Origin of the sequence: Bradyrhizobium sp. WSM3983, from assembly GCF_000473045.1 — a bacterium.
In the GTDB taxonomy this organism is placed as follows: domain Bacteria; phylum Pseudomonadota; class Alphaproteobacteria; order Rhizobiales; family Xanthobacteraceae; genus Bradyrhizobium.
Genome location: NZ_AXAY01000039.1, coordinates 1 through 13,222 on the forward strand (window position 1 = coordinate 1; position 13,222 = coordinate 13,222).

Annotated in this window: 13 protein-coding genes; 2 read left to right on the forward strand and 11 right to left on the reverse strand. The window is 61.4% G+C overall.

The genetic code is table 11. From position 1 onward, the window contains the following. The 3 genes from YUA_RS0136355 to bioB all read right to left on the reverse strand — a co-directional run. Positions 1-789, reverse strand: a 789-nt coding sequence (locus tag YUA_RS0136355; protein ID WP_027535079.1) for a biotin carboxylase N-terminal domain-containing protein, incomplete at its 3' end; no start/stop codon positions are given. 7 nt (positions 790-796) lie between these two features. Continuing rightward, positions 797-2,326 (reverse strand): acyl-CoA carboxylase subunit beta, encoded by a 1,530-nt coding sequence (locus tag YUA_RS0136360; protein ID WP_027535080.1) that lies wholly within the window; start codon positions 2,324-2,326, stop codon positions 797-799. 106 nt (positions 2,327-2,432) lie between these two features. Continuing rightward, the gene (gene bioB / locus YUA_RS0136365) at positions 2,433-3,428 is read right to left on the reverse strand and encodes a biotin synthase BioB (protein WP_027535081.1); all 996 of its coding nucleotides are present in this window, start codon (positions 3,426-3,428) and stop codon (positions 2,433-2,435) included. 295 nt (positions 3,429-3,723) lie between these two features. Here bioB and YUA_RS46125 point away from each other — a divergent pair, with 295 nt between their 5' ends. Further along, positions 3,724-5,178 carry a short-chain fatty acyl-CoA regulator family protein gene (locus YUA_RS46125; RefSeq protein ID WP_035972669.1) on the forward strand — a complete coding sequence of 485 codons (1,455 nt, stop codon included), beginning with the start codon at positions 3,724-3,726 and terminating at the stop codon, positions 5,176-5,178. Positions 5,179-5,472: 294 nt separating this feature from the next. After that, entirely contained in the window at positions 5,473-6,099 is a 627-nt protein-coding gene (locus YUA_RS0136380) for a LysE family translocator (protein ID WP_027535082.1), read from the forward strand. 59 nt (positions 6,100-6,158) lie between these two features. Here YUA_RS0136380 and YUA_RS46130 read toward each other — a convergent pair whose 3' ends face one another. The 8 genes from YUA_RS46130 to YUA_RS46135 all read right to left on the reverse strand — a co-directional run bounded on the left by YUA_RS46130 (position 6,159) and on the right by YUA_RS46135 (position 13,200). Continuing rightward, on the reverse strand, positions 6,159-6,824 hold the full coding sequence (locus YUA_RS46130) for a glutathione S-transferase family protein (protein WP_051383575.1): 666 nt from the start codon (positions 6,822-6,824) through the stop codon (positions 6,159-6,161). Between the two features lie 20 nt (positions 6,825-6,844). Next, positions 6,845-7,405: a helix-turn-helix domain-containing protein gene (locus YUA_RS0136390; protein ID WP_245285350.1), complete on the reverse strand. Its 561-nt coding sequence runs from the start codon at positions 7,403-7,405 to the stop codon at positions 6,845-6,847. A 99-nt stretch (positions 7,406-7,504) separates the two neighbouring features. Then, positions 7,505-8,455 (reverse strand): PDR/VanB family oxidoreductase, encoded by a 951-nt coding sequence (locus tag YUA_RS0136395; RefSeq protein ID WP_027535084.1) that lies wholly within the window; start codon positions 8,453-8,455, stop codon positions 7,505-7,507. Beyond that, positions 8,455-8,964, reverse strand: a complete 510-nt coding sequence (locus tag YUA_RS0136400; RefSeq protein WP_027535085.1) for an MOSC domain-containing protein — start codon at positions 8,962-8,964, stop codon at positions 8,455-8,457. Before YUA_RS0136400 ends, YUA_RS0136395 begins: the two co-directional genes overlap by 1 nt. 46 nt (positions 8,965-9,010) lie before the next feature. Next, positions 9,011-10,657, reverse strand: coding sequence for a thiamine pyrophosphate-dependent enzyme (locus YUA_RS0136405; protein WP_027535086.1), 1,647 nt, complete (start codon positions 10,655-10,657; stop codon positions 9,011-9,013). After that, positions 10,654-11,334 carry a 3-oxoacid CoA-transferase subunit B gene (locus YUA_RS0136410; protein WP_027535087.1) on the reverse strand — a complete coding sequence of 227 codons (681 nt, stop codon included), beginning with the start codon at positions 11,332-11,334 and terminating at the stop codon, positions 10,654-10,656. Before YUA_RS0136410 ends, YUA_RS0136405 begins: the two co-directional genes overlap by 4 nt. Next, positions 11,334-11,957, reverse strand: a complete 624-nt coding sequence (locus YUA_RS0136415) for a 3-oxoacid CoA-transferase subunit A (RefSeq protein WP_245285351.1) — start codon at positions 11,955-11,957, stop codon at positions 11,334-11,336. Before YUA_RS0136415 ends, YUA_RS0136410 begins: the two co-directional genes overlap by 1 nt. A gap of 16 nt (positions 11,958-11,973) precedes the next feature. Then, on the reverse strand, positions 11,974-13,200 hold the full coding sequence (locus tag YUA_RS46135) for an acyl-CoA dehydrogenase family protein (RefSeq protein WP_245285352.1): 1,227 nt from the start codon (positions 13,198-13,200) through the stop codon (positions 11,974-11,976). Between the last annotated feature and the right edge of the window lie 22 nt (positions 13,201-13,222).

Sequence of the window (13,222 nt, forward strand, 5' to 3'; positions counted from 1 at the left end):
GGCCAGCGCGACCGCCTGCTCGCCCATCTTGCGGCGGGTGGCCTCGTCGAGCAGCGGCGACGGTGCCTCCTCGATGATCTTCTGGTTGCGGCGCTGGATCGAGCATTCGCGCTCGCCGAGATAGATGACGTTGCCGTGCTTGTCGCCCAGCACCTGGATCTCGATGTGACGGGGATCGACGATGAACTTTTCGACGAAGACGCGGTCGTCGCCGAACGAGGCTTTCGCCTCGGCCTTGGCGAGGTTGAAACCCTCGGCGACCTCAGCCTTCGAATGTGCGATGCGCATGCCCTTGCCACCACCGCCGGCGGAGGCCTTGATCATCACGGGATAGCCGATCTCGTCGGAGATCTTGACCGCGTGCTTGTCGTCCTCGATGACGCCGAGATAGCCCGGCACAGTCGAGACCTTGGCTTTCGCAGCCGCCTTCTTGGATTCGATCTTGTCGCCCATCGCAGCGATCGCGCCCGGGTTCGGGCCGATGAAGACGATGCCGGCGGCTTCCAGCGCGCGCGGAAACGCCTCGCGCTCGGACAGGAAGCCGTAACCGGGATGCACGGCTTCGGCGCCGGTCTTGCGGCAGGCCTCGACGATCTTCTCGATCACCAGATAGCTCTCGGCCGCGGCCGGCGGGCCGATCAAAACGGCCTCGTCGGCCATCTCGACATGGAGGGCGTCGCGGTCGGCCTCGGAATAGACCGCAACGGTTTGAATTCCCATCTTGCGGGCGGTCTTGATGACCCGGCAGGCGATTTCGCCGCGATTGGCGATCAGAATTTTTTTGAACACTGCTATCTCACAACGGCAGATTATCGTGCTTTTTTGCGGGTATTTCGATCTTCTTGTCCTTCAGCATCGAAAGCGCGCGCGCGATCCGCTTCCGCGTCGAATGCGGCATGATGACGTCGTCGATGTAGCCGCGCTCGGCGGCGATGAACGGCGAGAGGAAACGGTCTTCGTATTCCTTGGTGCGCGCGGCGATCTTGTCGGGGTCGCCGATGTCTGCACGGAAGATGATCTCGACCGCGCCCTTGGCGCCCATCACCGCGATCTGGGCGGTTGGCCAGGCGTAGTTCATGTCGGCGCCGATTTCCTTCGACGCCATCACGTCGAAGGCGCCGCCATAGGCCTTGCGGGTAATAATCGTCACCAGCGGCACGGTGCACTGCGAGTAGGCGAACAGCAGTTTTGCGCCGTGCTTGATCAGGCCGCCATATTCTTGGCTCGTGCCCGGCAGGAAGCCCGGCACGTCGACGAAGGTGACGATCGGGATGTTGAAGGCATCGCAGAAACGAACGAAGCGCGCGGCCTTGCGTGAGGCGTCGCTGTCGAGCACGCCGGCCAGCACCATCGGCTGGTTTGCGACGAAGCCGACGGTGCGGCCGGCGATACGGCCGAAGCCGGTGACGATGTTCTTGGCAAAGCTTTCCGCGATCTCGAAAAAATCGCCCTCGTCCACGACTTTCAGGATCAGCTCCTTCATGTCGTAGGGCTTGTTCGGATTGTCGGGGATCAGCGTGTCCAGCGACATGTCGAGGCGACCGATGTCGTCGAAGCTCGGCCATTCCGGCACGCCGTCGGTGTTGTTGGACGGCAGGAAGTCGATCAGGCGCCGCATCTGCAGCAGCGTCTCGACGTCGTTTTCGAAGGCGCCGTCGGCGATCGAGGAGCGCGTGGCGTGCACCGAGGCGCCGCCGAGCTCTTCGGCGGTGACGACCTCGTTGGTCACGGTCTTCACCACGTCCGGTCCGGTGACGAACATGTAGCTGGTGTTCTTCACCATGAAGATGAAGTCGGTCATCGCCGGCGAATAGACGTCGCCGCCGGCGCAGGGGCCCATGATCACCGAGATCTGCGGGATCACGCCCGAGGCGAGCACGTTGCGGCGGAACACGTAGGAATAGCCGGCGAGCGCGGCGACGCCCTCCTGGATGCGGGCGCCGCCCGCGTCGTAGAGGCCGATGATGGGCGCCCGCGCCTTCATTGCCATGTCCTGGAGTTTTGTGATCTTCAGCGCATGCGTTTCCGAGAGCGAGCCACCGAACACAGTGAAGTCTTTGGCAAAGACAAAAGTCTTGCGGCCGTTGACGGTGCCCCAGCCGGTGACGACGCCGTCGCCGGGGATCTTGTTCTTCTCCATGCCGAACTCGATGGAGCGGTGCTCGACAAACATGTCGAACTCCTCGAACGATCCCTTGTCGAGCAGCAGCTCCATGCGCTCGCGCGCGGTCAGCTTGCCGCGGGCGTGCTGCGCCTCGATGCGCTTCTCCCCGCCGCCGAGCTTTGCGCAGGCACGTCTTTGTTCGAGCTCAACCAATGTCGTCACGGCAGCATCCGTCCTCGTGGTCAGGTCCGACTTGGTGTCAACCAAGAACTCATTACGGAGTGGATATCGGGCAACAGTTTATTTCGCGGATGGTGCGACGCCTTCTTCAGCCCGGCTTGGAGCTCATGCCGAGCCGCCGGAGAAGACTTTCATCCCGATCGCGTTGCGGGTTCTTCGTCGTAAGCAGTACGTCGCCGATGAAGATGGAATTCGCGCCAGCCAGGAAGCACAGCGCCTGCAGCTCATCGGTCATATATTGTCGTCCGGCCGACAGCCGGACCACGGCGCGCGGCATCAAAATGCGAGCGACCGCAACCAGTCGCGCCACCTCGATCGGATCGGGACGCGCTGCGGTATCCGCAACCGGTACCCCCTTGACCTCGTTCCAGAGGTTTATCGGTACGCTTTCGGGATGGACCGGCAGATTGGCAAGCAAGACGAGCATGCCGAGCCGATCTTCGATTCCCTCCCCCATTCCGATGATGCCGCCCGCACAGACGCTGATGCCGGCGTGGCGTACATGCGTCAGCGTGTCTAGGCGGTCCTGCAGGGTACGCGTTGTGATGATCTTGTCGTAGAACTCGGGTGACGTGTCGACGTTGTGATTGTAAAAGTCGAGGCCGGCCGCGGCGAGCCGTTCGGCCTGTTCGAACGTCAGCATACCGAGCGTGACGCAAGTTTCGAGGCCCAGCCCCTTCACTTTGGCGACCATATCGCAAACGCGATCAAGCTCCCGGTCTTTCGGGCTACGCCATGCGGCGGCCATGCAGAATCGGGTCGCACCGGCGTCTTTGGCACGCTCCGCGGCAGCGATTACGTCAGCCTGATCCAATAAGCGAGTTGCACCGACGCCAGTATCGTAGCGCGCGCTTTGCGAACAATATCCGCAATCCTCAGGACAACCGCCGGTCTTGATGCTGAGCAAGCTTGCGAACTCAATGGTGTTGGGATCAAAGTTGCTGCGGTGAGTGCTCTGGGCACGGAGAACAAGATCGGAAAACGGAAGATTGTAGATCGACTCGGCCTCGGGGCGGGTCCATTGGTGACGAACCGCCTCCGTCGGGGCGGCGTCAGCTTGATCGGTTTGGTCAATCACGCTCATAATAACCTGTCTTGTCGGCGCCGCCATTGATCCCACGAGCGAACCGCGGCCTGCGCGATCACTGTCCCAAAGCCTCGCAAGTAGGCTCTACCGACGGACAGATTCCTCCGGCGGTCACAAGCTTCTGTAATTTCGAAGTGAGGCGGCCGCGGGCAGTTCCCCGCGTCGGCCGGAGGCTTTACGACCTTTGCACCTCACTCTGATGTATGCAAAGTTAGCAAATCAGTGGCCGCAGGAGGACTAAATAAGTGCTCATTATTGCTGATAGCGCTGCAGTTTTTGTAAAGTTTGCAAAGTGACGAAGCATCACAAGATCTTTGCGGGCGACCGCCTGCGGCGGCTGCGCGAGCAACGCGGGACGACACAAGCGGAGCTCGCAGACGCTCTTGGCATTTCGGCAGGCTATCTGAGCCAAATGGAAGGGGATCAGAGGCCGATCACGCGCAAGTTGCTCATGCGGCTCAGCCGCCTACTCGGCATTGAACCGAACTATTTCGCAGCTGATGACGACTTGCGTCTCGCAAGCGAACTCCGTGAAACCGCTAGCGACCCGCTGTTCGGGTCGGCCATCTCGGCGGACGAGGCGAGCGCGGCCGTTCGGGTCGCCCCCGACATCGCGCAGCGCTTTCTCCATCTTTATCGCGGTTATCTTGCGCTCGAGGAAGAGCATCGTTCGCTGCAAACGCGCGTCACACAGAACGATGTGGGTGCCGCGAGCCGCTTTCCCTACGATGAGGTCCGGGATTGGGTGCAGTCGAAACGAAACTATTTCGATGCGCTAGACCGCGCTGCCGAAAAACTCGCAGGAGCAAGAAGCTTCCATCCCGAGAATCGCAGCGAAGACTTCATCAGATATCTGCGCGACGCATACGGGATCCGAACGGAGCAAGCTCCGGAGGATCTCGGCAAAGGCATGATCTGGCGGCTCGATAACAGCGCCAAGACGCTCTTTCTGTCCGAGGATGCCCCGGCAGAAAGTCGACTGTTCTGGATCGCTCACGTCATCGGCCTCCTGGAGCAGCGAGACAGCATCGAGCGCCAGATCAAACAGGCCCGATTGAGCAACGAGGAAGCCGCATCGCTGGCACGTGTCGCCCTCGCCAATTACTTTGCGGGCGCTCTGGTCATGCCCTACGAAGCATTCCTCGCCACCGCGCGCGAAGTTCGGTACGACATCGAACGCCTTCAGCGACGCTTCGGCACGAGCTTCGAACAGGTCTGCCATCGCCTAAGCACGCTTCAACGTCGGAACTCTCCCGGAATTCCGTTCTACTTCTTGAAGATCGACATCGCCGGAAACGTGCTAAAGCGGAGCAGCGCTACCCGATTCCAGTTCGCCCGCTTCGGAGGTCCCTGCCCCCTTTGGAACGTGCACCAGTCGTTTTCGCATCCTGGTCGCATCCTGGTCCAGCTGGCCGCCACGCCGGATGGGACGAGGTATCTTTCCGTAGCCCGGACCGTGAGCCTCTCGGCAGGCTCCTATCTTAGCCGTCCGCGCGCCGTCGCGGTCGGACTCGGATGCGAAATTGCCTATGCAAACGAGACGGTCTACGCGAAAGGCCTGAACCTGGACGACCTCGATGCGACCGATCCTATCGGCCCAGGATGCAGAGCCTGCGAGCGTAGAGATTGTCGTCACCGGGCGTTGCCGCCGATCGGACATCCGCTTGACGTCGGCACAATCGAAAGAGGAGTCGTCCCGTACCAAATCGACGCCAAAATTCCACGAACCAGCGACAGCAGCAGATGACAGCGCGGGCGCGGACCCAGCAATAGCTTGCCAATGGGCAATCCTCGGCGGGATGACAGTTCTGGACTTTCAGCAAGCCTCTGCGGATTTCGTCGCCGCTCGGTTGCGCGGGGCTGCCAGCGAGTGTATTCCCGTGATCGAGTTCAAAGGCAAGCGCAAGACGAACTAACCCTGCCGGAGAGGCCCGCCGGCCCTTGCAGAAGGCGAGCAGGCTCGGGGTCCTGAAGTGGGCCCGCCTTATCCCAACGCAGACCTTGAGCCGAGGCGCTCCGGACCGCAACGAAAGGCAAAGCCATGTTCGCATACCAGACGATCCTCCTGTTCTTGGCGGCTGCGCTGATTGTCGCAATCACCCCAGGACCAGGCATCTTCTATATTGTCGCGCGAACACTTGCGGGTGGCAGAGAGGAAGGTTTGGCCTCGAGCGTCGGTCTGGGTCTCGGTGGACTTGTGCACGTACTGGCTGACGCCGTCGGCCTCTCTGCCCTCGTCATGGCGAGCGCGGAAGCTTTCACTTTACTGAAGATCTTGGGAGGCCTGTATCTCGTTTGGCTGGGGATTAAGACATGGCGCGAAGCACGTATCATCGAGCCGTCCGACGTTCACACCACTGGAGCGCCCCGGGCCTTTCGCGAGGGCATCGTCGTCGAGGCGTTGAACCCCAAGACGGCCGCGTTCTTTCTCGCGTTCATCCCGCAGTTCATCGACCCATCCGCGAACGTCGCCGCCCAGTTCATCGTGCTGGGGCTGATCTCGGTTGCACTCAACACGAGCGTAGACCTGATTGTGACCTATTGGGCTGCGAAGGCGCGGGACGGGTTTGCGAAGCGGCCATCATTCATCGTCAAGACCCGACAGGCCTCGGGCGCTGTCATGTGCGGGCTGGGAGCAACGCTACTCTTCGCACGTCGCGCGAGTTAACGATCGGCAAGCACACACCGCCAACGGCGGTGCCGCACCTGGTACGGCCTAGAGATGCTTCATTTCGTCTTGTCGGCCATTTCGACCGTCGCAAAATTAAGATCGGCGCGCCCCGGAAATAGGGGTTGATAGCCGGGCAGCCTTTCTATTCGCGCAAGCCAAGGCAGGACGTTTTGAAACGTCTCCAAATCAATCCCGCCCATACTTGCAAGGCGCGTGTACGGATAAAGGGCCACATCGGCGATACTCGGATGAGTTTGCGTAGCGACCCAGCCAGATGAGCCTTGCCTTGCGAGTTGCTCGTCCAACAGGCGCAACGCATGCTCTGCTTCGACCTTGAAACGAACCATGTCTTCGTCTCCAGCTTCGCGGTCACGGCGAAGGCTTAAGTGTAATCGCAGTTGCGCCAATGGATGCATGTGCTGTGATTGCTCGAACGACAACCACATCAAGACATATGCCTGATCAAGAGCGGTGATCGGCCACCACGGCGTTCCGTGAGCCAGAAACTGCAAGATGGCAATAGATTCGCCGATGGTGCGCCCATCCTCGAGCTCCAAGACCGGCACCATGCCGAGTGGACTACGTTTGAGAAACTCCGCATCGCCGAGGTTGCCTCGGTCGATCGACAACGTAACCCTTTGCAGGGGTTTATTGAGGAGCCTGGCGAGAAGTCGGACCTTCCAGGCATTCCCCGATCGCTGCGTATCGTAAAGCTTCATCATTCTGCACCACGCCCCGACACTCAGGTCTCTTTTGTGGCGATCACCACCAACGCGGACGCGGCCTCCGACGAGAGAGCAGTTAGCTTATGAGGAATCGTTGAATCGAATTGCACGCAGTCGCCCGGATAAAGAGCTTCCTTTCGGTTTCCGATAAGAATCTCGATCTTCCCGGTCAGGATGAAAAGGATTTCCTCGCCTTCATGATGACTCATGATCCGGCCCCGTTTTGCCGTTTTCGTGGGTCGAACAATGAAGGCGCGCATGATGCGATCCGGTGCCAGCCCGGCGACCAGTGACAAATATGTCGTGGCATCTCCTGGCTTGCCGTTCTCTGCTCGCACGATGGCGACCGGATCCTTGTCGTCCTGTTGTCCGTACAGCCGGTCAAGGGACGTACCCAGTGCTTCAGCTATCTTGAGCGCTGAACCAATCGAGGGCGACGAGAGACCGCGCTCCAGCTTGGACAGGTAGCTTCTTGTCAGCCCGGAATCGGCCGCAAGTTGCTCGAGGGTCATCCCGCTTTGGACGCGGAGGAATTTCAGGTTAAGGGTCATATCAATCGAATCAGCAGAATGGAGCATGCGATACGCTCGACCCCAATCTGTGTGATATTGTGCCGCAGATCAACACTGCCCCGGGCTGGGGCTGGGGCCGGGATCGGCATCACCATCCGAGGCCAATCAGAGGTCCAACACCAGTTTGGGCCCGGCGCAATCGCCTACGCAGACGATGAGCTCGCTTTGCCGCTCGGCTGGCGAAAGGACACGATCCCTGTGGATAGGAGGCCCTTCAATCCACCGCGTCCGGCAGGCTCCGCAGATGCCACCCCCGCACGAGACCGCCACATCGATGCCCAACGCCTCGAGCGTTCCGAGCAAGCCGACCTCGGGCACAACCGTTGCCACTTTCTTGCTCTCTCGCAGAACGAGTTCATAGGGTGGCACGTCACTCTGGGCGACCCGTTTCGGCGGGGTGAACATCTCGATGTGCTTGCGCTCGTCCGGCCAGCCTTCCACGGCGCCTTCGAAATCCCTGAGCATAGGCTCCGGCCCGCAGCAGGCCGCAAAGCCGCTGCCGGCGAACTCCTGAACTAGCTCGGCAATCGCGGGCTTCGGCTGCATGGCCGTGTCGTACAGCCGAACGCGACCGGCCTCGATTGCGGGCGAGATCATGTCGGAGAGGACCGGCCACCCGCGACTTGTCCAATGCAGTCTATAGTTCGTGCGTCTGCGTCGCTCGAGGTGCCGGATCGCAGAGATGAATGGCGTCACGCCGATGCCACCCGCCACGAACACGTTCATTTCGTCCGGATTCAGTGCGATGCCGCCCCGCGGCAGGGAGACGCCGAAAGAGTCGCCGACACGTACCCGATCATGCAGGAAATTTGAGCCGCCGCGGCCGTCGCGCTCCCGCTTAACTGCTATGACATAGCGTGTGTTGTCTTCGGGCTCGTTGCAAAGCGAATAGGTACGGACCAGGCCAGGTTGCAGGTGCACATCAAGATGCGCGCCGGGCTTGAAAGGAGGCAGCTCCCAACCGTCCTGATCCGTCAGCGTGAAGCGCTTGGTCTCATTGCCGAGATCCTCGACCCGCGAAACGACGGTCGAGACAGTTTTGATCGGCTTAGCCATTACAAAGGCCTTACGGCGTCACCCACGCGCAAGGTACCGCCTGCGATGATCTTGCAGTTTAATCCTGAGCGGTTGATCAGCGGATCGAACACGGCCTTACCGAGAATCTCCTCGATATGACGGCAGGGCGTGGACAGACGCGTGGCTTCGACAATCGCCTCGCCGAGCCTGAAGCGCCGGCCGACGAGGTGGTTCAGCGGCACACCCTCGACCGTCACGTTTCGTCGATGCTCTTCCGGCAGCAGTTCGATGCCGTGATCGCGGCGCAGGGCCTCGAGGGTCTCCATCTCGAACAGGGTGATCTGCCGACCCTCCTCCGGCTTGTGCGAGTAGAAGCCGGTCTCGTGCCCGATGAGGTAACGGTCGCCTTCGATGCCGCGGCCGGCAATCAGTTGGAGTACGGGGAATTCGCGCATGGGAAGAAACGCACGTGGCGTCTTGTGAAGAAAGCGCACGACACCCCGCCATGAGGCCGCGATCTGCGTTTTCTCGGATACGATGCCGTCCATTTGACTACCTTCGATATTCATGCGGCAGAGCTGTCCCACCTCTCGATCAGCGCGAGGCTGCTGCGATCGACTTGTCGGGAGATTGGTGCACGTCGGACCGCACTTCGATTACGACCGGCCCCTTTGTCGACATTGCCTCGGCCACGATTGCCGGAGCGCCTCTTGCGTCGCAAATGCAGTATCCAGCGGCGCCGTACGCGCGGGCCAAGGCGGCAAAATCAGGATTTGACAAATCGGTGCCGTACGGCCGGTTCGGAAACGTTCTCTCCTGATGGGAGCGAATGGTGCCATACGAGTTGTTGTTGGAAATCACGATCTTCAGATCGGCTCCTCTCGCAACCGCAGTGGCCAGTTCGTTCCCAGTCATCAGGAAGCCACCGTCTCCGCAAAACGCGATCACCTGTCGATCGGGATACCGCAGGCTTGCCGCGAGCCCGGACGGAACTCCGCTTCCCATCGCACCGCATGCCGAACCGAGCAATCGCGCAGTTGGCTGGAAGCTAAAAGTCCGGTGGACCCATCCGGCGAAGTTGCCGGAGTCCGTCGTGACCACCCCATCCGGCCGAAAGTGCGAGGCAATGGCCGCAACGGCATGGCCAAAAACGTCATTCGGGGGCACGCCCGACCGAGGCCAGCCGTGCGTCGCTGTCCGTGCAGCGACAATCTTCTGGCGCCAGGCGGTCCGCTCCTGTGGCGAAGCACATAAGGCAAGCATTCCGCGGACGAAGGCGTGCGCCCCAGACACGATCGCAAGGTCGGTTTGAAAGCGAGTCCCGATCGAAACGGGGTCCGGATAGACCTGCACAAGCGGCTGACGCGGCGCAGATTGTCGGGGAAACGAGAATCCGAGAGAGGAAAGATCGCCGAGGCGACTTCCGATCGCGACGATGAGATCGGCGCGCTCGAAGAGCTTCATGTGCGCGGGAGCGGTGAAGAACCCGAGCTGGCCGGCCCAGAGGGAATGATCGTTGGGAAACTGGTCCTGCATCTTGGCGGCGACAACGACTGGCACATTCCACTTTTCGCTCAGGGCGACCAGATCTTGCCGGAATGCTGTCGTCCGACACTCCCCGCCGACTAGCAGAATAGGCCGCTCTGAAGCGGCGAGCATGACGCCGGCCTTCTCGATTGCATCCGCGCCGGCCTCTGGCTGCACCGTTCCGTGGGTTCTAGCAACAAGTCCATCCGCCATATCGGCCAGAAGGTCCTCCGGCAGTTCGACAGCAACCGGACCGGGCGTGCCGGACTGCGCAATTGCAAATGCGCGGGCCATCATCTCCGGGACCAAAGCCGCGACGTCCAATCGAACCGCCCACTTCAGGACGCCATCGAAGGAGCGACTACAGTCGACCTCCTGCACCGCTTCGCGATCGAGGTTTGGACGGTCGACCTGTCCAACCAGCATCATGAGCGGAATCGCCTCCTGCGCCGCCACATGCAGACCGAGCGCCGCGTTGAAGGCACCTGGTCCGCGACTGGCCATCACGACGCCGGCACGCCCAGTCAGCTTGGCATCAGCGACCGCCGCGAGGCTCGCGCTGCCCTCGTGGCGGCACGTCACCAGATCGATTTGGTCTCTGTCATGCAACGCGTCCAGCAGCGGCAGAAAACTTTCGCCGGGAACGCCGAAGGCACGATCGACGCCGTGGGCAATGAGGCTGTCCGCGATCAACTCGGCAATACGATAGGTCATGGAACGACGGTTCCGTCCTGCTTAATAGTGCGGAGCTTGCCAGGTGTAAGCAACGGCGCCTCGGTAAGATTCTGCAAGCCCGCGACCGTCGCACCCTCGAGCAATGCGTCCATCGCCAAGCCATTTTCCGTCACGTCGAGAATAGCGAGATTCGTGAAAATGCGCGTGACCACCTTCCGTGCGGTGAGCGAGTATCCGCAGCGCTCGACGATCCGCGGACGTCCGTCCTTGGTCGTGTGGTCCATCATCACCCAGATTGATTTCGCGCCGACCGCCAAGTCAATCGCGCCGCCGATACCAGGTGGAGATCCGTTGTCGCCGGTCGTCCAGTTCGCCAGATCGCCATTCCTGGAAACCTGGAAAGCTCCGAGTACGGCGACGTCGAGATGGCCCCCCCGCATCATCGCAAACGACAGGCTGGAATCGAAATACGATCCGCCTCGCTTGAGCGAGATCGGCATCTTTCCGGCGTTGATCAGGTCCCAGTCCTCCTCACCCTCCGGAGGTTTTGGCCCAACGTTGAGAACGCCGTTTTCGCTATGAAGCATTACGCCGGAACTGGACGGCAGATAGTCTGCGACATGCGTGGGCGCGCCGATGCCGAGGTTGACGAACCCCTCGTCTGGAAGATGCAGCGCTACCATGCGGGCGAGCGCGTCTCGCGAAAGCGGCTTCATCAACGGCTCCTTGTGAACACGCGGTCAACGAAAATGCAGGGTGTCACGATGTTTTCCGGATCGAGCTCCCCAACGTCCACGATCCGGTCCACCTCCACCGCCACGGTATCGCCGGCGGTGGCCATGACGGCGCAGTGGTTGCGCGCGCTCTTGTTGTAGGTGATGTTGCCGAGACTGTCGGCCAGATTTCCCTTGATGAAGGTGAAGTCCGCTCGCAGCGGCAGCTCGAGAATGAACTCCCGGCCCTGCGCGGCGATTTTTTCCTTACCGTCCGCGAACACCGTTCCGACGCCGACCGGCGAGAGAAAGCCTCCGAGGCCGGCGCCTCCGGCCCGGATACGCTCGACCAGCGTGCCTTGCGGAACCAGCTCGAGTTCGACCGTGCCCGCCCGATATTGCTCCGCGAATTGTTGCGCATTTCGCGGATACGAGCAGATGATCTTGCGCACAATTCCAGCGCCGAACCAGAGCGAAAGGTCGTCGTCGGACGAGCCGGCATTGTTGGAAATCACAACGAGTTCACGCACGCCTGCGTCAAGCACCGCCGTGATCACCCCTTTCGGCAGGCCAGCGCCTCCGAAACCGCCAACCATGACGGTGTGACCGTCTTTGATGTCTTTCACGGCCGCCTCGGCGTCCCTAACCACTACGTTGCGCATTTGTCTTGTCCGTCAAAGGCTCGATTTCGATTCGGTCTCGGTAATCCGACGGTAGCCCACGCCCGATGCGATCCAGCAGCATCTCGTTCGTGCCATCAGCGTAAACCGCCATCCGGACCTCGGCGAGATGCATATTCAGACGGTGCGCCGCGCTCGCGCCGGTCGCGCCGATGATCCGCACGCACTGATCGATCCCCCAGATAGCGGCATCGACGGCAAACTTCTTGGCCTGCGCCGCGAGACCCACAGGGTTTCCGCCGATCTGGACCTGCTCGGCGGCGCGAAAGACCAGCGCGTGCGCGGCCTCTAGCCGGACGGAGACCTCTGCGAGCTCCCATCGCAGACCCTGATGCGCGACGAGCGGCTTTCCGAACGCATGGCGGCCTTCGCAATAGGCTACGGCCTCACAGAGCGCCGCGTGAAGTGTCGCAACGCACATCGCCGCGACATGCACCCGGGCCGCATTGACCGAGGCCATCGACGCTTTCAGCGCGGCACCGGGAGAAGCAATCAGGGCCCATTCCGGCACGAAATGATCGGCGAAGGCAATCTCGGCCAAGCGAAAGGACCGGGCGCCCGGAACGACGATCTCTTGTCGGCGGACGGTTGCCGCTACGTTCAGTGGCACATAGAAGCTCGCGATGTCGCCACCGCCGCCCCCAGCGTCTTGCACGCGCGCGAGCACGATGAGGCCGCCAACCATCATGCCGTTGGTGAGCCAGGCCTTGGTCCCATTCAGCGACCAGCCGCCGGCGATAGGCTTCGCAGTTGTGGTCAGCGCGGCGACATCGCTTCCACCGCCGGGCTCGCTCATGGCGGTGGTCAGAAGGAGCTCGCCTCGCAGTGCAGGCGTCAGGAGTTGCTCGATCTGCGCCGGTGTACCGGTCTGCGACAGGCGCGTCACGCCGCCCTGGTGATGGTTTAAGCAGAAGGCAGTCGCAAAGCTATGGCGCGCCATTTCCTGGGCGACACGGATCTTGCACAGATAGGACGCTCCGAAGCCGCCATGAGCCGGCTTCGCCTGTAGACCCAGCCTGCCGGTTGCCGCCCATGCAGCGATCCACTTTGCGGGAAACGCCTCGCCGGCGACGTGCGACGCCAGAACGGATTCTGCGAACACACCCGAACAGAATTCGCGTGTCGCCTCCACGTGCCTTCGCTCTTCCTCGGAGAGAAGCTCGTCAAACTGATGATAAAAGTCCAGCATCGGCGTTCCGATCAGGCTCTGC

What these genes read in the sequence shown, in the direction of transcription:
- YUA_RS0136390 (WP_245285350.1), bottom strand. Translation starts at nt 7,405, where the DNA reads ATGCTCCATTCTGCTGATTCGATTGATATGACCCTTAACCTGAAATTC.
- YUA_RS0136400 (WP_027535085.1), bottom strand. Translation starts at nt 8,964, where the DNA reads ATGGACGGCATCGTATCCGAGAAAACGCAGATCGCGGCCTCATGGCGG.
- YUA_RS46135 (WP_245285352.1), bottom strand. Translation starts at nt 13,200, where the DNA reads ATGCTGGACTTTTATCATCAGTTTGACGAGCTTCTCTCCGAGGAAGAG.
- YUA_RS46130 (WP_051383575.1), bottom strand. Translation starts at nt 6,824, where the DNA reads ATGATGAAGCTTTACGATACGCAGCGATCGGGGAATGCCTGGAAGGTC.
- YUA_RS0136395 (WP_027535084.1), bottom strand. Translation starts at nt 8,455, where the DNA reads ATGGCTAAGCCGATCAAAACTGTCTCGACCGTCGTTTCGCGGGTCGAG.
- YUA_RS0136405 (WP_027535086.1), bottom strand. Translation starts at nt 10,657, where the DNA reads ATGACCTATCGTATTGCCGAGTTGATCGCGGACAGCCTCATTGCCCAC.
- bioB (WP_027535081.1), bottom strand. Translation starts at nt 3,428, where the DNA reads ATGAGCGTGATTGACCAAACCGATCAAGCTGACGCCGCCCCGACGGAG.
- YUA_RS0136410 (WP_027535087.1), bottom strand. Translation starts at nt 11,334, where the DNA reads ATGAAGCCGCTTTCGCGAGACGCGCTCGCCCGCATGGTAGCGCTGCAT.
- YUA_RS0136380 (WP_027535082.1), top strand. Translation starts at nt 5,473, where the DNA reads ATGTTCGCATACCAGACGATCCTCCTGTTCTTGGCGGCTGCGCTGATT.